Source organism: Anabaena sp. EIM26, from assembly GCF_057568715.1.
This window is the reverse complement of the sequence record NZ_CM172472.1, coordinates 2461967-2480126: the sequence shown is the minus strand read 5'-3', so window position 1 is coordinate 2480126 and position 18160 is coordinate 2461967. Positions and strand designations below refer to the sequence as shown.

At 36.4% G+C, this 18160-nt stretch carries 24 protein-coding genes; 10 read left to right on the top strand and 14 right to left on the bottom strand.

The genetic code is table 11. The features are described 5' to 3' along the window. The first annotated feature begins 215 nt into the window (after window positions 1-215). Together AC012T_RS10730 and AC012T_RS10725 are read left to right on the top strand one after the other, a co-directional pair. A complete protein-coding gene (locus AC012T_RS10730) occupies window positions 216-1247 on the top strand; it encodes a VOC family protein (RefSeq protein WP_487065549.1) in 1032 nt (343 codons plus the stop codon). A 26-nt stretch (window positions 1248-1273) separates the two neighbouring features. After that, complete coding sequence (locus AC012T_RS10725; protein WP_487065547.1) at window positions 1274-2092, top strand: DUF1838 domain-containing protein; 819 nt, start codon at window positions 1274-1276, stop codon at window positions 2090-2092. A gap of 499 nt (window positions 2093-2591) precedes the next feature. On the opposite strand, the gene AC012T_RS10720 is transcribed toward AC012T_RS10725, so the two are convergent. The 7 genes from AC012T_RS10720 to AC012T_RS10690 all read right to left on the bottom strand — a co-directional run bounded on the left by AC012T_RS10720 (window position 2592) and on the right by AC012T_RS10690 (window position 5579). Next, a complete protein-coding gene (locus AC012T_RS10720; RefSeq protein ID WP_487065545.1) occupies window positions 2592-2852 on the bottom strand; it encodes a type II toxin-antitoxin system RelE family toxin in 261 nt (86 codons plus the stop codon). After that, the gene (locus AC012T_RS10715; protein ID WP_487065543.1) at window positions 2849-3067 is read right to left on the bottom strand and encodes a hypothetical protein; all 219 of its coding nucleotides are present in this window, start codon (window positions 3065-3067) and stop codon (window positions 2849-2851) included. The genes AC012T_RS10720 and AC012T_RS10715 overlap by 4 nt, the downstream gene beginning before the upstream one ends. Window positions 3068-3261: 194 nt before the next feature. Beyond that, on the bottom strand, window positions 3262-3675 hold the full coding sequence (locus tag AC012T_RS10710) for a type II toxin-antitoxin system VapC family toxin (RefSeq protein ID WP_487065541.1): 414 nt from the start codon (window positions 3673-3675) through the stop codon (window positions 3262-3264). Then, window positions 3662-3916, bottom strand: a complete 255-nt coding sequence (locus tag AC012T_RS10705; protein WP_487065539.1) for a DUF2281 domain-containing protein — start codon at window positions 3914-3916, stop codon at window positions 3662-3664. The genes AC012T_RS10710 and AC012T_RS10705 overlap by 14 nt, the downstream gene beginning before the upstream one ends. Before the next feature lie 99 nt (window positions 3917-4015). Next, complete coding sequence (locus tag AC012T_RS10700) at window positions 4016-4357, bottom strand: hypothetical protein (RefSeq protein WP_168491968.1); 342 nt, start codon at window positions 4355-4357, stop codon at window positions 4016-4018. Between the two features lie 101 nt (window positions 4358-4458). Beyond that, entirely contained in the window at window positions 4459-5010 is a 552-nt protein-coding gene (locus tag AC012T_RS10695) for a hypothetical protein (RefSeq protein WP_487065537.1), read from the bottom strand. 29 nt (window positions 5011-5039) lie between these two features. Further along, window positions 5040-5579 (bottom strand): restriction endonuclease, encoded by a 540-nt coding sequence (locus AC012T_RS10690; protein ID WP_487065535.1) that lies wholly within the window; start codon window positions 5577-5579, stop codon window positions 5040-5042. Between the two features lie 170 nt (window positions 5580-5749). On the opposite strand from AC012T_RS10690, the gene AC012T_RS10685 reads away from it, so the two are divergent. Both AC012T_RS10685 and AC012T_RS10680 read left to right on the top strand, forming a co-directional pair. Next, window positions 5750-6076: a hypothetical protein gene (locus tag AC012T_RS10685; RefSeq protein WP_487065533.1), complete on the top strand. Its 327-nt coding sequence runs from the start codon at window positions 5750-5752 to the stop codon at window positions 6074-6076. Next, entirely contained in the window at window positions 6070-6444 is a 375-nt protein-coding gene (locus AC012T_RS10680; protein WP_487065531.1) for a type II toxin-antitoxin system PemK/MazF family toxin, read from the top strand. Before AC012T_RS10685 ends, AC012T_RS10680 begins: the two co-directional genes overlap by 7 nt. A gap of 372 nt (window positions 6445-6816) precedes the next feature. Here the strand turns inward: AC012T_RS10680 and AC012T_RS10675 are convergent, their stop codons facing one another. Further along, a complete protein-coding gene (locus tag AC012T_RS10675) occupies window positions 6817-7134 on the bottom strand; it encodes a type II toxin-antitoxin system RelE/ParE family toxin (protein ID WP_487065529.1) in 318 nt (105 codons plus the stop codon). Window positions 7135-7136: 2 nt separating this feature from the next. After that, the gene (locus AC012T_RS10670; RefSeq protein ID WP_487065527.1) at window positions 7137-7400 is read right to left on the bottom strand and encodes a type II toxin-antitoxin system ParD family antitoxin; all 264 of its coding nucleotides are present in this window, start codon (window positions 7398-7400) and stop codon (window positions 7137-7139) included. Between the two features lie 198 nt (window positions 7401-7598). Here AC012T_RS10670 and AC012T_RS10665 point away from each other — a divergent pair, with 198 nt between their 5' ends. Continuing rightward, on the top strand, window positions 7599-7814 hold the full coding sequence (locus AC012T_RS10665; RefSeq protein WP_027401153.1) for an addiction module protein: 216 nt from the start codon (window positions 7599-7601) through the stop codon (window positions 7812-7814). 7 nt (window positions 7815-7821) lie between these two features. Further along, window positions 7822-8118, top strand: coding sequence for a type II toxin-antitoxin system RelE/ParE family toxin (locus AC012T_RS10660; protein ID WP_168491952.1), 297 nt, complete (start codon window positions 7822-7824; stop codon window positions 8116-8118). Between the two features lie 208 nt (window positions 8119-8326). On the opposite strand, the gene AC012T_RS10655 is transcribed toward AC012T_RS10660, so the two are convergent. Beyond that, a complete protein-coding gene (locus AC012T_RS10655) occupies window positions 8327-8920 on the bottom strand; it encodes a Uma2 family endonuclease (RefSeq protein ID WP_487065524.1) in 594 nt (197 codons plus the stop codon). Window positions 8921-9479: 559 nt separating this feature from the next. Between AC012T_RS10655 and AC012T_RS10650 the strand changes: the two genes are divergently transcribed. Then, the gene (locus tag AC012T_RS10650) at window positions 9480-9800 is read left to right on the top strand and encodes a hypothetical protein (RefSeq protein WP_271837015.1); all 321 of its coding nucleotides are present in this window, start codon (window positions 9480-9482) and stop codon (window positions 9798-9800) included. A gap of 6 nt (window positions 9801-9806) precedes the next feature. Here the strand turns inward: AC012T_RS10650 and AC012T_RS10645 are convergent, their stop codons facing one another. Further along, window positions 9807-10727: a protein rep gene (locus AC012T_RS10645; protein WP_487065522.1), complete on the bottom strand. Its 921-nt coding sequence runs from the start codon at window positions 10725-10727 to the stop codon at window positions 9807-9809. Window positions 10728-10883: 156 nt separating this feature from the next. Between AC012T_RS10645 and AC012T_RS10640 the strand changes: the two genes are divergently transcribed. Both AC012T_RS10640 and AC012T_RS10635 read left to right on the top strand, forming a co-directional pair. Next, a complete protein-coding gene (locus AC012T_RS10640) occupies window positions 10884-11252 on the top strand; it encodes a hypothetical protein (RefSeq protein ID WP_487065520.1) in 369 nt (122 codons plus the stop codon). A 91-nt stretch (window positions 11253-11343) separates the two neighbouring features. Next, window positions 11344-12333, top strand: coding sequence for a GUN4 domain-containing protein (locus tag AC012T_RS10635; RefSeq protein ID WP_487065518.1), 990 nt, complete (start codon window positions 11344-11346; stop codon window positions 12331-12333). Window positions 12334-12379: 46 nt separating this feature from the next. Here AC012T_RS10635 and AC012T_RS10630 read toward each other — a convergent pair whose 3' ends face one another. The 3 genes from AC012T_RS10630 to AC012T_RS10620 form a co-directional block, all read right to left on the bottom strand. Beyond that, on the bottom strand, window positions 12380-14593 hold the full coding sequence (locus AC012T_RS10630; protein WP_487066549.1) for a phosphoketolase family protein: 2214 nt from the start codon (window positions 14591-14593) through the stop codon (window positions 12380-12382). A 271-nt stretch (window positions 14594-14864) separates the two neighbouring features. Continuing rightward, a complete protein-coding gene (locus tag AC012T_RS10625) occupies window positions 14865-15113 on the bottom strand; it encodes a hypothetical protein (RefSeq protein ID WP_487065516.1) in 249 nt (82 codons plus the stop codon). A gap of 143 nt (window positions 15114-15256) precedes the next feature. Next, window positions 15257-15514 (bottom strand): hypothetical protein, encoded by a 258-nt coding sequence (locus AC012T_RS10620; RefSeq protein ID WP_487065514.1) that lies wholly within the window; start codon window positions 15512-15514, stop codon window positions 15257-15259. Between the two features lie 884 nt (window positions 15515-16398). Here AC012T_RS10620 and glgA point away from each other — a divergent pair. Further along, window positions 16399-17880, top strand: a complete 1482-nt coding sequence (gene glgA / locus AC012T_RS10615; RefSeq protein ID WP_487065512.1) for a glycogen synthase GlgA — start codon at window positions 16399-16401, stop codon at window positions 17878-17880. Window positions 17881-18160: the final 280 nt, after the last annotated feature.

Below are 18160 nucleotides of genomic sequence, written 5' to 3'. Positions count from 1 at the left end.
TAATTTATACCAAATTGGGATTTTAGATTTGCCTATATCTCTCAACAAGCATAAAACTCCTAATCTACCTCCAGAGAAACTCCCGTACTTGATATTCATAAGTACAGAGCAGCGTAAATAAACCACCCACTGAAAAACCTGAACCCTTGACTGAATGGTAATTACGTATCCCTAGCGCGACTGTAAGCACTATTACGAATTATTCTAAACTTCCCATGAATCAAAAAATAACTACCGCAATTCAAGGTATCTATGAAGTCTGCATTGGTGTTCCCGATCCAATTCCAGCACTTCAATATTGGCAACAATTCGGTTATCGCATCGGGCAAATAGGAGAACTAACCGCAGAAGCAGCCTATCAACTATATTGGGTAAATTCCCCCTTAAAAGTCATCCGTCTTTACCATCAAGACGCAGATCATGGTTTAATTCGGCTCATGACTTGGCAAAATCCCACAAATCAAGGATTGGGCATCAGTTCCATGAAAGTTAAAGGTAATCGCTGGACTACCACCTTAACCGCCGACTTACTAGGTATCTTAAATCATGCCGAAAATGCCAAAATCACTGATAAAACCATCAAATACTCATACCCTTACTGGGAAGTCATTTACAACAAAGACCAAAAAAGCCATCCTTTTATAGATCCTGCCATTGGAGTCCGGGAAATGCTCCTACTGCAACCCCTAACTCGACAAGTGTTATTTCAACGCTTTGGCTATGTCATGCCCCATTATGGAAAAATTAATCATCATGCAGCCTTTAGCACCAGCCAAATTACCCATCTAGGCTTAGTTGTTCAAGATGACAGCAAAGAAACCCTACGCTTTTATGAAGACATTTTAGGTCTATTACGTGTACGCGATGACGTAGAAACCAGCTATGAATCTTCCCTAGCCGGTCGAGAATTATTTGACCTTAATCCGGGAGAAAAATTTATAGTTACAGCCTTTGATGACCCTCGTTCCTCCCAAACCAACCTCATGGAAGCACGTAGCGGCAGACTCTATATCATTCGCTTTCCAGAACATATCAACCTAGAATCAAACTTTGAAGCAGCCCAACCAGGAAGCTTAGGAATGTGCCTTTACACCTACCAAGTGCAAGGAATACACACTTATTTTGACAAGATTAGGGCAAGTAACGTACAAAAATTTACTAATATAGTCAGTAACGAATTTGGAGAACAGAGTTTTTCTTTTATTGCCCCAGATAGCTATTTCTGGACTTTGGTGGAAAAAAATTAATTAGTCGTGAAATCAGGAAACAGCAAATGGTAGCCTACAACCAAGAAATTGATGCTCAACAATGGGTCAAAACCCGTTCCTCCCTAGACTCAAACGAATCTACTTTCCTTGTTTGGACTGGTAAAATATATAGCTTTGTCCCTGGTGAAAAGCGGCAACTATTATTTAAAATCATCGGCATGAGCGTAAGTCGCTGTATTCTCACCGCTGAAGGACGCTGGGATTTTACCTCCAGAGAACTAACTTATTATCTCCACCCAGAAACAGATGAAATCTTACAAAAATGGGAAAACCCTTGGACAGGGGAAACAGTATCAGTGATGCACGTTGCCAACAGTCCCGTACAAGGCAAGTTTAAAGGCAAACTTCCCGTCCAAGTAGAAGCAGAAAACACCACCTTTATCTTTGATATCTTTCCCCATTATCCCAACCCCCTAGCAGAAGATCCTCAGTTTGCTGAATACTGTCCATCACCAATTTATCAAGCCGCAGAATTGTTTAAAATCACAGTTCCCAGCGCAGACTTAGTTAACTCAGAATTAACTTCCGTCACCGAATTAAAACTCAGTTGGGATAGAATCGGTCAATGGTTGCCTTGGATGAAAATGGGTACACGCCCTGGTTATCTCATCTACAGTGCTACTGGCAGCAAAGTAGGCGGTTTTACAGAATTACCACCACTACTACAAGAAGAAATCAATACTCGCGTTCCTTTATACAAGCAAGCACCCAAAGCCTTTCTAGATGGCGAAGATATGACTTCATGGTTATATTTTCAAAAGCATTTTCCCGCTTACTTAGCTGGAGAAATCTTTCCCAGACCAACACCAGAAGAAAATTTGTAATTCTTAATTCTTAATTAGAATTCCTTAAGAGTTTTAGAGTCTTCAAACGCGTGGATGGGTAGGTGTAAAATTTGAAATGATCCAAAAGATAATGTGAACAGATACAGGGTTTTTGGGCTGTAATTGTAGTGTTATTAATATTGTTGGGTTTCCTTGTGTCAACCCAACCTACGCCGTAATTTTTATGGTCATGAAACGAATTCATCAATTTTTGCTGTTTCGTGATTTTTCTGACTTTGATAGAATTCTTCAAACAAGGTAAAAAATCTATCTACTGCGCTTTTTTAATCGGCTGAATGGAAAAGCAGAATACTTGACCATAATTGACCTGTTTCTACTGAGGTGAATGTTTTCAGGTCTATATGTGATGGTTCTATTGTCTTTTCTTATTTAGATGATAGTTGGTGATGGTTGGGTGAGATGATGTGAATAGATACAGGGTTTTTAGGTTGTTGCGTTTAATTTACCCTGCAAAATGATTAAAAATCAAGTAAATGATTTAGTTGTAAATCTCTCTCCGATGTCCAACTCTATCAATAAAAATAATTCTTTCCTCTGCGTCAAATTCATAAATTACTCGATAATCTCCAACTCTCAGTTTAAAGAAACCTGATAAGTCAGCAGTCAGGGGTTGCGGTGTAATTTGGTCGAAATTTTCAGCTAACCAATTAATTTTATTAAATATTCTTTGACAAACCGATGTTGTCAATTTTTCTAGGTCTGCTAGTGCTTCTGGTTCATACTCAACTAGGTAATTCATCTGTTTTCTAAACCTAGTCTTTGCATAACTTCTGCTGTGGAAATACCTCTAACACCTGTTTCTCTGCGTTTCTTAATGGTTAATAGTTCTTGTTTGAAATTCTCTTTGATGCTTTGATTTGTATCTGGAGCTATTAGCATTTCTTCTATGGTTTCTCTAACTGTTTCTCGAATCAGGTCTTTTAGTTGATCAATGGTAAGATTATTAATTTGCATACTGGTGATTTTGTGAAAAGGCTTGTTTACTAATTTTAGCCTATCGGTAGGAGGTTTGATTTGGTTCAGGTGATAATTCTCAGGTGAGGTGAATATTTCCTTGTGTATCTGTGATGGTTCTATTGTCTTCTCTTATTTACATGATAGTTGGTGATGGTTGGGTAAGATGATGTGAACAGATACAGGTAATTACTTCAAAATAGCAAATTTTCAAAAGGATAAGTTTGCTTCCAACGATAGGTGTTAAAGTCACGCTGATCTACTGAAAAAATGCGCCCATGTCCTAAATTTTCTGCTAAAATTACTAGGGAAGCATCAGCTAAATCCATTGGCAGATTAGCATATTTTTCCATTAATTTAATAATTTGCGGAGTATGGTGAGGCTCTAAATTAAAGATTGTAAATAATTCTTGTTCCAGACTATTTAAAAAGGTGAATTGAGCTTGAACTCCTTTGCGAGTTAGTAAAAGATAACAGGTTTCTGTGACAACACACCATGTTGTAATTAAGGGTTCATTGTATTTTTTTAAAGCCTGTTTTGCTATTGCGTGGTAGGTGTCTTTTTGATCAATGAGAGCTAACCAAAATCCTGTATCAACTATGATCATATTTGTTTGGTAATGTATTAGCTAAAACTTCTTTATATGTGGTTGATAAATTTTCTTCCACAGCACAACAACCAATTAATCCAATTTCATCAAATTTTTCATAGATACTTTTTTCTTGATGATGATTTTCTGGTTGTGGATAACGTTTTTTAAGTAATTGAATAAAATCTAGTAGTAAGATTTGGGCTTCTTCTGGTAAGGTGTCAATATCTTTAGATATTTCGGCAATTTTTATTACCATTATTAACTCCTTAATTGAGTAAAATTTTCCGGTATGATTCTATTATACGCATTGTTGGGTTTCCTTGCGTCAACCCAACCTATTCAGTAATTTTTATGGTCATGAAACTAATTCATCAATTTTTGCTATTTCGTGATTTTTCTGATTTTGATAAAATTCTTCAAACAAGGTAAAAAATCTATCTACTGCGCTTTTTTCATCGGCTGAATGGAAAAGCAGAATACTTGACCATAATTGACCTGTTTCTACATTGAATTTCTGTCTTATCCATTGTAAAAAAGTTTGAAATTCTGTTTCTTCTGCTGTTAAGGGAATACCAATTTCTCGACGTGCAAAATAGTATCCATCTAAAAATGCTTGGAGGCTAAAAATAGAATTTTTACCTATATACATTGCAGGTCTTTTTTTGATCTTTTGCAGTAAGTTGTAGAGATTATCCATGTTTAACTCACTAAATTTATAGGTTAAAAGTAAGTTTCTGTGATTTGAAACTCTAATCCTGCATCTAAAATAGGTGAATAGAGATTCTGTATCCAGTTAGGTTAATTAATAGCAACAGAAGACTCAATAACTGATGACAAGAAACCCTTGATTTCTTGTATTAATGGATGTTGTTGCAATTTTTTAATTTCATCATCATTTAGATTTCTAAGTATTTTGTCATTGAGCGACATTTTGTTATCTAAGACGGTTTCTAAAAATTCTTTAGGTTTACTTTGAGCTAATTGCCATTCTAAATCATTAAATTGACGTTTTGCTATTTTTTCAATTAATGATTTATCTTGTAAAAATATGGATTCTATTTCTGGTACTGCTAGAGAAACTTGAAAAGGAATACCAGATGATGCTTGATTTAATACATAATTAATTAAATCTTTTTTTTCAAATATTTGCGATTCGTTATTTGTATCTGCATCTATGACAAGAGCAACTGGTGTTTTTCGAGTAGCAAGCAATGAAGTAGCTAAAGAACGCGCTCGGTAAGAACTTCCACCGGCTATAAATTGAATATCTTGAATTAGATTTTTTGGTAATAATTTCTGTAAAATTTCTATGTCCTTATCACCTTCTGTGAGAATGTATGCTAGTTCCATGAAAAACCTCCTTTACAATGCTGTAATTATTAAATTATAATGTCGTAATTGGGGATACCTTTATGAACACAAACGCGATATTTTTTGATGAGAAATTTACATATAGATTTATTTTTTAATGAATATTCAATTTCTTCTCCTCCCCACAATAGAATGGTTTGAGGTGCTACAAATCCAGTTAATGTTACTGTAGCTTCTGTAAATCCACTGCGACTAAACACACTACCAATAGCTGTTGCTGGTCTTCGCAATAATTGATTTCTGAGTTTGGCTATGGGTTCGATATTAACTTCCTCGCTGGTATCTTTACATTCTATCAGACAAGCTAGGCTATCTGCATAGACTACGCCATCAATTTGTTCTACTATTTTACCTTGAATTTTAACGGTTTCTGGCCAAGCTATGTCAGCACCATCAAGTTGAAATGCACGTAATATCAAATATTCTAATGCTTTACCTGCATCCCAAAAAGTTGAGGTCTTTTTTGTTTTAATTTCTGACCAGAATTTGATTAAATCATCCCAGTTATAAGTAGTAATTCTTGCTTGATATTCTGCATCTGTGGTCATGATTCTATTTCAAGTATATTAAGTTTTTGACGATTTAATATTATACTACTAGCACGTAAGCTATTTATTCTAGGATTTGATTTATTTCGGGTGAAGATGATGTGAACAGATACAGGGTTTTTATAGACTAATTCACTATCATTTGATATAATTTACGGTAATGACCCATCATGATAAAAGCAATGTCACAGACAGGATTAAATCTATTCATTCCGATGGAGTTACTGATTAATTCCTTAAATGCGCTAAGTTTATCAGAAAAACGTCAGATTTCGCAGCTTCTTAATGAAGCTATTGCTGGTGCTGAAGAGGAAAATTGGCGAAAAGATGAAGCTACTAAAACAGAAATTCAATTAGTGCGCGATGAATATGCAAATGGTAATTACAGTGAATTTAGTAATATCAAAGAACAGTTGAAGCAAGGAGCTATCAAAAGAGCAGAACGTGATTTAGGATTAGTTGAAGAGTGGTTTAATTTGGAAGAGGAAGCGTGTTAAGTAAAGGAAAAATAATCTATCCCCAGCGTGGTGAAACCTACTTGGTTAATTTTGATCCAACTATAGGTTCAGAAATCAAAAAAACACGCCCAGCTTTAATTTTACAAAATGACGTTTCTAATCAATATAGTCCTATAACTATTGTAGCTGCTCTTACTTCTCAGTTTACAGAACCTTTGTATCCTACTGAGGTGCTAATTAAAGTACCAGAAGGAGGTTTACAGATTGATTCTGTTGCACTTCTTAATCAAATTCGTTCTATTGATAAACAAAGATTAATTAAACGGTTGGGTGTTCTGGAATCAGTCACAATGGAACAGGTAGATAAAGCAATTCAGATTAGTTTGGGTTTAGTGAATTTAACATAGGTGAATGTTTCGGTGGTGTATCTGTCATGGTTCTATTGTCTTCTCTTATTTACATGATAGGTGGTGATGGTTGGGTGAGATGATGTGAACAGATGCAAGGTTTTTGGGTTGTAATTTAGTGTTATTAATAGTGGGTATTGTTGGGTTTCCTTGTGTCAACCCAACCTACTTAACTCATATTTCTAAATCCTCATCTAAGAGGGTGTTTGAAAAGTCTCCTTCCATGTCATGCTGAGGAACGTAGCATCTCAGTATGTGGGCTAAACTCCAGATTCTTCGTTGCGTAAGACTCAACATGGCTAACGCCACGCTATGCCTACGGCACACTACGTGAACGCGAACAGAATGACAAATTATACGTCCCTAAACTTTTCAAACATGCTCTAATATTGTTTCAATGTCTCTTGCACCATGAATAACTCGCAAAATATCAACTTCTGATTCAGTGATACGATAAAAAACCAAATATTTTCTAAATCCTTTAATTGATTGTTGTCGAATATCTGCTAAATTGGGATGAGAAAATTGACAGAGTTTTCCCATAGCTGGAGTTATAGCTAATTGTTTAAATGTTGTTTCTGCTGCTATGAGAAAGCTGTCGGAAACATCTAAATTATCTTCTGCTATGTAGGTAGCTAAATCTATCAAGTCGCGGATAACTTGAGGTCTTTTTTTAATTGTAAACATCATGGCTAAATTGCACTTTGACGTTTGTTAGTTTTTTCACGAACTGCTTGACGAATATCTTCCCAATCTTGAGCAGTCATTTCTGTTGCATTTCCTGAGTTTAATCCTTCTAAGAGCATAGTTTGTAGTCGTTCGTTTGCTTTCTGTTTTTGGTCTTGTCGCACTAATTCCCGAAAATATTCACTAACGCTGCTGTAACCACCTTGCGCTACCTGTTCTTCTATATAATCGCGCATCGTGTCAGGTAAGGAAATATTCATACTTTTCATAATGTGATTTCCTAAATCTACTTTTTTAAAGTATGGCAGATTTTGTCATTTTCTGCCATGATAACGGTGATGGTTATTTGTAAAGTGTTGTAAATACTAATCAATGAGTTTTCAAAATTACCAAATTTAGTTTCAACCTAACCTACTTGCTAATGATGAGTTAAAATAAAAATATTGTCTACTCAAATGGGAAGATTTATGGAGAACTTACTACCTCAAAACATTTTACAATTAACTATTGCGGAAAGAATCCAATTAGTCCAAGATATTTGGGATAGTATCACTGTAGATGCTGATAATGTAACTATTAGTGATGCTCAAAAAAAGGAATTGGAGAGACGTTTAGAACTTTATTATCAAAATCCTCATCAAGTTTCTAGCTGGGAGGAAGTGAAACAAAAATTTAATCGTTAGTTAATATATGACTTACAAAATTTTCATTACACCAGAAGCAGAACTTGATTTAGAGGATGCTTATAATTGGTATGAACAGCATACTGTTGGATTAGGTTCTGAATTTATTCGTGTTGTTGATGCTAGTTTTTCAACTATTCAACGTAATCCTTTTGCTTGTCCAATTGTTCATGAACAAGTTAGAAAGAAGTTAATTCGGAAGTTTCCCTATGGATTGCTTTACATTATTATAGATGAAACAATTTCTATTATTGGTTGTTTTCATGTTAAACGTGACCCGCAACAATGGGAAAGGCGTTTATAAGATTTAATTCAGGTGATAATTCTGATGGTGAGGTGAATGTTTCGCTAGTGTATCTGTGATGGTTCTATTGTCTTCTCTTATTTACATGATAGTTGGTGATGGTTGGGTGAGATGATGTGAACAGATACAGGGTTTTTGGGTTGTAATAAGTCCGTTATTAATGGTGGGTATTGTTGGGCTTTCTTGCGTCAACCCAACCTACAAACTACTACTTTTTAATACCTTTAATAAATGCTGTTCTTGCATCAATAATGTAAGGCATTAAAACACAACTCGCCAACAAATCTATATCGACATCTGGCAATAATTCACTTTGATTAATTTGCTCATAATTATCATTTCTGAGATGATATAGAGACAATTGATTATTTTCCCAAAACCAAACTTCGGTAATATTAAATCTTTTGTATTTTTCAAGTTTATCAATACTGCCACTGGTAATATTAATTTCAATTGCTAAATCTGGATTTGCTTTTTTCTCTCCGATGTAATAAGATTCATCAGGTTCAAAGGAAGCACTTTTTTCTTTTGCGCGACGAGTAGCACTACCTACTGGAATAAAGTTTATCCCTTTTTCAAAAAGATATGCTTCTATCAAAATAGCGATAATTTTTTTGATATTTTCGTGTTGTTCACCAAGTGTCATAAATTCGATGCACCCATCAAGATAAGTTATCCGCAAATTTCCTGCGTCTGCGGTTAAGGTTTCTATTATTTCAAATTCTTTCCAGGTGTAATAACCAGGTAGAAGAAATCGCTGTTCGGAAATTGTGGTAGTTTTGTCTAGGATTTGGAGAGTCATAGTAATTTTATGGTTATGACTTTAATGTTGATTATAACTCATGGTTGGGTGATAATTCTCAATATGAACAGATACAGGGTTTTTCAACTGCGGATCGCCCCATTAATCCCTAGTAATGCTTGACTGAGATAATGTAAACATATACAGGGTAAGCTTTTCAGGTGCGATCGCTCTACTAATCCCTAGTAATGCTTGAGTGAGATAATGTAAACAGATACAGAGTAAGCTTTTCAGACTGCGATCGCCCCACTAATCCCTAGTAATGCTTGAGTGAGATAATGTAAACAGATACAGGGTTTTTGATTCTTTGGAAGATATTTATTAGTTTCAAGTGAAGGCTATTTTAAACTCCCATTTACTACAACACTATGTAATTGGGAGTTTTTACTTTGTCATTAATCTCAATCTAAAAAACAAATATGTTTTTATGTGCGCTACGCGCAAATTTGTTTCTTGGATATTCTTTGTTTTTCCATTAATCTACACAGGCTAACGCCTGATTTGTGGTGAAGGAAAGTATTCTAGTTTCAAAATCATCTATTTCATTTGAGGTGTTTCAATGATTTCTTTTTCTATTTCTATCTCTCATCGGAATTTTAGAGGTATTCCAATTGGACGGATTTATATTCATCATTCTTTGGTTTCCCATTCTTCTGTTATTTCTTTACTTCCCTTACTTCATATACTTGATGAATACATTTATATGGATGGTTCTAAACGTATTTGGTTTCTTGCACCTGTTTCTCTGTATTATCGTCTTGCTTGTCAATATCCTAATCCCAAGTTTTCTGCTTATACTTTGTATCTTCTGAGAAAAGCAGCTACATTTTTTAAAGGGCTGAAATCTCCGCATTTACCTGATAGTGACTATTTTGACTAATCTTAGTTATCCCTCTATTATGTACTTATGTAATCTTCTATTCCATCCGAAATATAAACTATTATCCTTAACCTCATCTATCTCTTCACTGTCACCAATGAGGTCTTGATTTTTCTCCTCTAATTCTCGCATATAATGTCTGAGAACTCCCCCAACTGCGATCGCTCTAGTTTTGTGTAGTTGACGGGTTAACTCCAGAAACCATTCTCTATCAGCCACTAAATCAGCCTCTTTTACCTGATATTTCAGAATTTCAGGAATTAGCACCTTTGGATCATGGTGTTTTTTAATCACTCTTATATCAACTACTGGCTGATAATTCACCCTGAAACACTGCTGCCATAATGATACCCATTTAACTTGAGAAATATAACCATGACTGAAATATGAAGGCTGTACCATCGCTAAAAGGTGTATATGTGGGTGTGCTGATATTCCATCTTTACCTTTGGTGACTTCTACAGACTTTACCCAACCTTTAGCTGGCCATGCTTTCAACTCTGATAAACGTTTAAAACCTTTGTTTATTCCATCCAAAGTTTCCCTGAGTTCTTTAATGTTGCAATTTCTGACTGTGAAAGTGATAAACAACCAACGGTATTTAGGATAATCTGTAACAACTTGGGGGAGAATTTGATAAGCTTTTGCTTTCCACATCATAGAACGTCGCCACTGACACACCGGACAGTGACGCACTCGACAAAATCGCGCATTAGTTAATTTTAACTTGAGATTATCTGCTGATTCTTCTGGTACTAAGCGAAACTCTAGCCACTCAGAACAGCTTTTCAACCGCCAAGCATAATCATTAAAAGTCTCATCATCAGCTTTGGCGTAATATTCAGCAACTTTATCAGCATTAATTCGGTGTTTTTCCCAAGTTTTACCTGTAGGATCAAGTCCAGAAAAGCAATCTAACTTGGTCATTCTAGTGCGTCTAATCAACAACTTGACATTCCCGTATATTACATACGATTACAGCATTATTTTTCCCATTTTTTATGAAAAAATATACTATAGTATACATAATGTGCGAAAATAGCACAAAATGAAAGATATCTGAAAGAATCTTAAGGATAATTTATGACAGATGTTTATTTGCCTTTGCCATATACACCTATAGCTCAAAGTGACGAATCTACCGCTATATCTAAAATTGGTACTACCTTTGCAAAGACTCTTAAACTAGGAGACCATATTGAATTAAGAGAAACTATCATCCCTAATAAAATGAGTAGCGTGATAGTAATAGGTTTTGATAAAGGGCGTTGTTTAGTACAATTCTTAAAAAAACCGAAAAATGTTTCATTTTCAGATAATGATCTTGCGCTGCAAGCAGAGATAAATTTCTTTGAATCACATCCCAAACACAATTACAGACTAATTTCTCAAGAAGAATACGACTTACTCTATCCAGATGAAGCTAAATTACTATCTAAATTTAGGGGTTAACCTGGATATTTAAGCATCTTGTTTCACTTATGGAGAAAAATTAGATAAAACATATCTAGAACTATAATAGTTTAGCATTAATTCCTAAAAAATGAGTAACTACACTGATAAGCTTGAATTTTTGCTTATCCAAAAAGATTGGAAAGGTGCGGATATTGAAACAGAAAGATTAGTTTTTTCATTCTGTAATTATCAGCAGCAGGAGTGGTTAAAAGTGGAAGATATTGATTTGATTCCTCTCGATGTTCTTGCTAATATAGAAAAGTTATGGACAACTCATAGTCAAGGTCGTTTTGGGTTTAGAGTTCAAGAACAAGTTCATAAAAGGATTAGAGAAAACATTACTACTAACCCACGAGATATGTTAAAAAAAATGGTATCCGATATATTACGTGGCAGTAGTGACTCGATGAGTGATAAAGAAGTTTTAATGGTCCCATATTTTTATAGTGTAGAAATAGGCTGGATAGAAGGACATCCTATGGATTTTTTGGGAGCTTACGGAAAACAAAAAAGTTATGAAGAGTTAACATTTGATTTAACTGCTCCAATAGGACATTTTCCTTGCAAAATATGGTGGACATTAAATTATCAAGCCAAAAAAGTTCCCGTCAATATTTTATTTAAAAAATATGGGATTCTTGGAATGGCAGGAAGTATTTGTAAGTATATTTGTTCACTTGAATTACTTTTCTTTAAACGTATTCAAATAGCTTGTCAGCAAGATATAAAAATCTCTTTCAATAGAGCGAATACCCATTATCAATTGGGAAGATTTCAGGATGCAATTGAAAACTACAGTCAAATCTTACAAATTGATTCCAGTAATGCCAAGGCTTATTTCTGCCGGGGGGCTGCACGCTCTAATTTAGGAGACTATCAGGGTGCAATTGAAGATTATACTCAAGTCATCAAGAGACATTCCAATGATGACTATACTTATTTCTGGCGGGGGGTTGCACGCTCTAATTTAGGAGACTATCAGGGTGCAATTGAAGATTATACTCAAGCTATTAAAATTAACCCAAGTGATACCTATGTTTATTACCTTATTTTAATAGACAATGAATGTATCTTCTAGTAAGGTGCGTTACGCGATCGCTAACACACCCTACAGAAATATGATATTAATGCACCAACTCAATAGCCCGCTTAGTCAACGCTTCCGCAGTCAACCCATTAAAAGCCATCAACTCACCCGCACTGGCGGTAGTTTCCCCACGCTTCCAGGCAAAAGAATCACGTTTAGAATTACTGCGTAACATGATTGGTTCTAACATCGCCGCAGCCCCACCTGTCACACCAATTAAGGCATCTCCACCAAACAATTGCTCAAAATCGGCATCACTTAAAAAACCGCCATCTGCTTCAGAACAAGTATCCCAAGCTGTATCATGAGGACGATATAAACGGCGGGGATTGATAATAGAAACAATCTTCACTCCAATACCTTCAGTCTCTAAAAAAGCCGCCGCTTCAAACACAGGAATTAATGTCAAATCGCCAATGACAGCAAATACAACAGTCTTCCCACCAGCCACTTCATGTAATAACACCGCACCATCATTTAAGCCTTTTTCAGTTTGGGCAAAGGTGCTACGAATTGGCAAAGGAGACTTACTAGCAGTAATGACAATGCCCTTATTTTTTGTTTGCAAAGCCCAGTTATAACAGACTTGAATACTGTTAGCATCTGGGGGAAATAATGGGAAGACATTTCCTGTTCTCATCAAAGATGCAAAATAAGCTTCAATTTCTGGTCTTTGGTGAGTCCAACCGTTGCGTCCTTGTTCTAAAGCCCCGGCTGTAAATAATGTAATGGTCGAGGGAGTTTGACGGCGTAATTCTGCCATTGCTTGGGTGACAGTTTGCCAAATTGGTAAACCATTGATAGCAAAAGATTCGTAAGAACACCACAAAGTTCTCGCACCCATTAAGGATAAACCAGCGGCTAAACCTGCACAAGCATCTTCGCTCAAAGGTTCGTAAACTTGACCTCCTGGGGCTTGATTATATAAATCATCGGTGGTGGGGTGATTGATTTTTAAAGCTTGGTTAATGTTAGCAATTCCTGAAGCTTCGTTACCGTCAGCGTTAGTGACGAGGAAATTTTTATCTTTATTTCCAACTATGCCTACTAACCTTCCCATTGCCGTTGTCGCCACTTGGGGAACTGCGCCAACCTTATATTCTTCTAATGGTAATTCCCCTAAATCTGCTAAGGGTAATTCAAATTCTGTCACCACTGTTTTCGCAGCCGGACCACCTCCCGCACGTTCAGCATTTGTCCGCACAATTTCCCATGCTGCTGCTGATAATGCCCGTTTTTGTAATGCGGTAACGATATGGGGCGCGTCTAATGTATCTTTAGGATAGAGGTTGTGTGATTTTGCACCCAAGGCGTGTACCCCTGCACCTTTGAGTTGTTTGATAATAAATACCGTCAATTTACCGCTAAGTGCTGAACGGGCGGCTTTATCCATACCTACTAATACCGCTTTGGTAAATTCTAGGCGATTGGCAAAGGAAAATGCGGTACTATCAACGTATTCACCGGCTTGATTTTGGTCGTCAAAATCTTTAGCATTGACTAATACGACTTCGGCAAAACCGTTACCTTGCCAGTAGGCGATCATCTCTGCGTTGGTTTTCAAAGATACCATGCTGTGGTGTTCTTGGCTGTAACCGTTCCACACCAATACGGGTAAGAAGTTGGTGACGGAGGGGTAAGCGGTGTTGAAATGCGCCATTGAACTCATGATATAGGGTTCACCTAGTCCCCCGTCTCCCAGGGTGAAGGGGAAGAGTTTATCACGGTGCAACAGTGCTGCGGCCATGGCAAAATGTTGTCCTTGTCCCAAGGGTCCAGCCGGTGCAAGAATACCGGGAATGTAGCCGGATAGGTGTCCTAATAATCCATGCTTTTCTCGAAAGCGATCGCGCAATTGTTGTACTGTAGAAATGCCCATGTCTTCTAAGGAACGATCCAAGAACATGGCACTATAAAAACCAGGGGCGTGGTGTCCGACTTCGGTGATAATGTTTTTGTGTCCCAGCATGACCAAAGCTGCATAAGCTTCCGCTTGGCTGGCAAAACCGCCGGGGTGTCCAGAAGCCTTACTACCAGTGACTTGTAGGGTTAGGTAGCGCAGGGCATCAGCCGCGAGTAAGGTTTGATATACTGCATTTGTATCAGTAGGATTTGATATAGCTACTTTACCAGATGCGATCGCTGGAGTAGCACCATAAGTTTCAAAATTTGGCAATGCTTCCCCAAAATATTGTATCCCTTCACAAAAATTAGGAAGCGCAGAAGATGCTTTAGATGTAGCGACTGTCATGCTGAGTACCTTAAATAAAAAGCCAATAAACTGAATATGCTCGTTTAATGTAACCAAAATTTTACATCTTTGCGGTTGTCACAGTGAATTGCTTTTTCGCAACATCAGCATAAGCAACTCCAATATAGCAATCCTGCTGTTTGCTGCCAAACACAGGCAATAAAGGACTTGCAAATAAAAAAACATCCCATCATTGTTATAGCTGGGAAGTAGGGAGGCAAATTATTTTGACAGAAATGATGATGCCCACCAAGACTGTAACTTATCTGAATTAAACTACCAAATAGATATCTATGTTAGAAAAATCAATTGTCAGAATCTTGTTGTTGTAGAGACCTAATGAACTCAAGTATGTACTTAGTAAGCTATTTAAATCATCACCAAGAATTGCATCATTACTATTCCATAAAGGTATAACAGTATTACCTCCTGATATTGATTCCATTTCTAGTGAAGTTAGTTTATGAAACAGTTTATTCAATTCGACAGAACTTAATTCAATATTCATGATTGCAGCCATTGTCTTAATTGATCAATCCAGAAATGAGCAGGTATGAAAATTTACGAGGGGTAAAATATGTAAAAACAAATGCCCTAAAAAAATGTTTTACCCTCAACTAACTAATTTTTTTTTAATGTTTGTATCAGCATACAAATAATTAATTACCAAGAATTTATGACAACGTATATTGACCTGGAATAGTCTATAGTGGCGACCTTATTATCGCGGATGCCACTATCTACACCTTTAGCATCACCAGTCCCTGTAGTCTCCACATTTCCAGTATTACCCGATATAAAATAATTATTGATGCTTCCACCACTACCACCAGATACAGTCTCTGTTTCAACTACAGATAACTCACGAAAAAGGCTGGCTACATTATTAAATTTCAAGTTTGCGATTACTATTCTCTTCATTGTCTTATCCTCTAAATTAGGAGTTAATTTCATTCAGATGTTTGTGCATAACTAGATTTAAACTAATACAAAGTTCCGATAGATATAAAGCTTTATGCACATGAACATAGGACAAAAAACCGAGAATTTTGTCTAAAAAATTAATTCGTATGTTTTTATATTTCTAAATCTCCATTATAGAAAAATCCAATATTAAAAATATTTTTAGATATTATGTTAAGACATAAACCATATAACTTTGTTGGAAATTGTTACCTTTATATATTGAGATTACCAGATTAAATTAATACAAAATTTCGATATGATATGGTTTGAAGCATATTCTTTGCAGACATAAATCCCAGGATTTTGTCTAGAAATTTAATGCTTTGATAGTAATTCTGAGGATAGATGCCCATGTTGACATCTTATTTACAGCAGAATTCAGGAGTCAGAAGAGTTGTGAGTACCAAGTACCGTTAGCGGTAGCGTGGCGTTTAGCCTGTACCGAGTGCTTGACTCTCCTTCTTACTCATTACTTGTTACTCATCGCTCTGTACTGGTTTTTTGTATAGGTTTGAATTTAGATGTTGTACCTCCTAACTACGCAAAACTGCTGTAATAATTCAGAGGGAACAGAAAAAACTCATGTTTAAAAACATGAGCTTGAAATAATGACACTGTTTTTTTGACTGAGCTTGAAACTCAGAACTAAAGTTTCTTATCTATTCCCTGTTCCCTGTTCCCTTTTTTGTAACAGGAGTTAGAAGAAGAGATTTCCCTCCTACACCCCACACCCAAAAATTTATTCCTTGCTTATCATCCCATCACACGGTTGTCAATGAGTATATTTGTCATATACTACTATATAATCAACATAAAGTTTTGTGAAGCGAGGGCTAGGAATGTACATAGTACAAATTGCCTCAGAATGCGCTCCTGTGATTAAAGCTGGAGGGTTAGGGGATGTTGTTTATGGACTCAGCAGAGAATTAGAGAATCGAGGAAATACAGTCGAGCTAATTTTGCCGATGTACGATTGTATGCGCTATGACCATATTTGGGGGTTACATGATGCATACCTCAACTTGTCAGTTCCCTGGTATGGAGCAGCAATCCATTGTTCAGTATACTGCGGTTGGGTACATGGAAGAGTATGCTTCTTCATTGAACCTCACAGTGAAGACAACTTCTTTCATCGGGGTTGTTACTATGGTTGCGATGATGATAATATGCGTTTTGCATTTTTCAGCAAAGCAGCTTTAGAATTTTTACTCAGAAGCAATAAAAGACCTGATATCATTCATTGTCACGACTGGCAAACAGGCTTAATTCCCGTCATGCTTTATGAAATTTACAAATATCATGGCATGGAATATCAACGAGTTTGTTACACCATTCACAACTTTAAACATCAAGGTATGGGTGGTGTAGAAACTCTTAAAGGAACAGGTTTAAACCAACCATCTTATTACTTCCAATACGATAAGCTCCGTGATAACTTTAACCCTTTTGCTTTAAACTTTATGAAAGGGGGCATTGTTTATTCCAATGCATTCACCACAGTTTCACCCAACCATGCTATAGAAGCACAAACCAGTGATGTAGGCTGTGGTTTAGGTCATACATTGCATTTACAAAAAGAGAAATTCACCGGAGTTCTCAACGGCATTGATTATGATTTTTGGAACCCTGAAATTGACCGTTACATCCCCCATAATTACAACCGGGATGATTTTGAACAAAAAACATATAACAAAAAAGCGTTGCGAGAACGGCTAATGTTAGCCCATGATGATCAAAAACCCATTGTGGCTTACATCGGTCGATTAGATAATCAAAAAGGTGTGCATCTTGTTCATCATGCCATTTATTATGCCCTCAGTAAAGGAGCGCAATTTGTATTACTCGGTTCAGCCACAGAACCAGCAATCAACGCTCATTTTCAACATGAAAAACAATTTTTAAACAGTAATCCAGATGTGCATTTAGAACTGGGTTTTAATGAAGAATTATCCCACCTCATTTATGCTGGTGCAGACATGATTGTTGTCCCTAGCAATTATGAACCTTGTGGGTTAACTCAGATGATTGGTTTAAAATACGGTACTGTTCCCATTGTGCGCGGTGTTGGGGGATTGGTAAATACAGTCTTTGACCGAGATTACGACCAAAATCTACCTCCAGAAAAACGCAATGGTTATGTATTTTATGAAATGGATAACCAAGCCTTAGAGTCAGCAATGGGAAGAGCAATTGATTTGTGGTATCAGCAGCCTGAACAGTTCCAGCAACTAGCTATTCAGGGTATGGACTATGACTACTCATGGAATGCGCCTGGAGCCGAATATTTAGAGATTTATAACTGGGTAAAACACAAATGGTAACTCAGTAGACATCTCCAAAAAAAGTAGAGATGTTTCATGTAACGTCTCTACAAAAGTAGATTTAATTTTTGGAGATATCCAGTATTATTAAAGTCTCATTGTTATACTACAAACGGTTAATAGCTTAACTAAATATGGAACCCCTCTCCAAACCTCTCCCCGTTCACGGGGAGAGGCTTTGAACTTGTTCTTTAGTATTATCAAAAAGTTAAATTTCTAGCCGTTTTGAGTATAAGTGTGCGTTACTTGTTGTCTGTGAATGAACACACTCTGAGTTTTT

Excerpts from the sequence above, each read along its gene's own strand:
- AC012T_RS10720 (WP_487065545.1), bottom strand. The coding sequence starts at position 2,852 with ATGAATTACCTAGTTGAGTATGAACCAGAAGCACTAGCAGACCTAGAA.
- AC012T_RS10630 (WP_487066549.1), bottom strand. The coding sequence starts at position 14,593 with ATGACAGTCGCTACATCTAAAGCATCTTCTGCGCTTCCTAATTTTTGT.
- glgA (WP_487065512.1), top strand. The coding sequence starts at position 16,399 with ATGTACATAGTACAAATTGCCTCAGAATGCGCTCCTGTGATTAAAGCT.
- AC012T_RS10635 (WP_487065518.1), top strand. The coding sequence starts at position 11,344 with ATGAGTAACTACACTGATAAGCTTGAATTTTTGCTTATCCAAAAAGAT.
- AC012T_RS10730 (WP_487065549.1), top strand. The coding sequence starts at position 216 with ATGAATCAAAAAATAACTACCGCAATTCAAGGTATCTATGAAGTCTGC.
- AC012T_RS10690 (WP_487065535.1), bottom strand. The coding sequence starts at position 5,579 with ATGACCACAGATGCAGAATATCAAGCAAGAATTACTACTTATAACTGG.
- AC012T_RS10695 (WP_487065537.1), bottom strand. The coding sequence starts at position 5,010 with ATGGAACTAGCATACATTCTCACAGAAGGTGATAAGGACATAGAAATT.
- AC012T_RS10650 (WP_271837015.1), top strand. The coding sequence starts at position 9,480 with ATGATTTCTTTTTCTATTTCTATCTCTCATCGGAATTTTAGAGGTATT.
- AC012T_RS10700 (WP_168491968.1), bottom strand. The coding sequence starts at position 4,357 with ATGGATAATCTCTACAACTTACTGCAAAAGATCAAAAAAAGACCTGCA.
- AC012T_RS10675 (WP_487065529.1), bottom strand. The coding sequence starts at position 7,134 with ATGATGTTTACAATTAAAAAAAGACCTCAAGTTATCCGCGACTTGATA.
- AC012T_RS10685 (WP_487065533.1), top strand. The coding sequence starts at position 5,750 with ATGATAAAAGCAATGTCACAGACAGGATTAAATCTATTCATTCCGATG.
- AC012T_RS10705 (WP_487065539.1), bottom strand. The coding sequence starts at position 3,916 with ATGGTAATAAAAATTGCCGAAATATCTAAAGATATTGACACCTTACCA.
- AC012T_RS10670 (WP_487065527.1), bottom strand. The coding sequence starts at position 7,400 with ATGAAAAGTATGAATATTTCCTTACCTGACACGATGCGCGATTATATA.
- AC012T_RS10655 (WP_487065524.1), bottom strand. The coding sequence starts at position 8,920 with ATGACTCTCCAAATCCTAGACAAAACTACCACAATTTCCGAACAGCGA.
- AC012T_RS10660 (WP_168491952.1), top strand. The coding sequence starts at position 7,822 with ATGACTTACAAAATTTTCATTACACCAGAAGCAGAACTTGATTTAGAG.
- AC012T_RS10715 (WP_487065543.1), bottom strand. The coding sequence starts at position 3,067 with ATGCAAATTAATAATCTTACCATTGATCAACTAAAAGACCTGATTCGA.
- AC012T_RS10620 (WP_487065514.1), bottom strand. The coding sequence starts at position 15,514 with ATGAAGAGAATAGTAATCGCAAACTTGAAATTTAATAATGTAGCCAGC.
- AC012T_RS10645 (WP_487065522.1), bottom strand. The coding sequence starts at position 10,727 with ATGACCAAGTTAGATTGCTTTTCTGGACTTGATCCTACAGGTAAAACT.
- AC012T_RS10710 (WP_487065541.1), bottom strand. The coding sequence starts at position 3,675 with ATGATCATAGTTGATACAGGATTTTGGTTAGCTCTCATTGATCAAAAA.
- AC012T_RS10725 (WP_487065547.1), top strand. The coding sequence starts at position 1,274 with ATGGTAGCCTACAACCAAGAAATTGATGCTCAACAATGGGTCAAAACC.
- AC012T_RS10640 (WP_487065520.1), top strand. The coding sequence starts at position 10,884 with ATGACAGATGTTTATTTGCCTTTGCCATATACACCTATAGCTCAAAGT.
- AC012T_RS10625 (WP_487065516.1), bottom strand. The coding sequence starts at position 15,113 with ATGGCTGCAATCATGAATATTGAATTAAGTTCTGTCGAATTGAATAAA.
- AC012T_RS10665 (WP_027401153.1), top strand. The coding sequence starts at position 7,599 with ATGGAGAACTTACTACCTCAAAACATTTTACAATTAACTATTGCGGAA.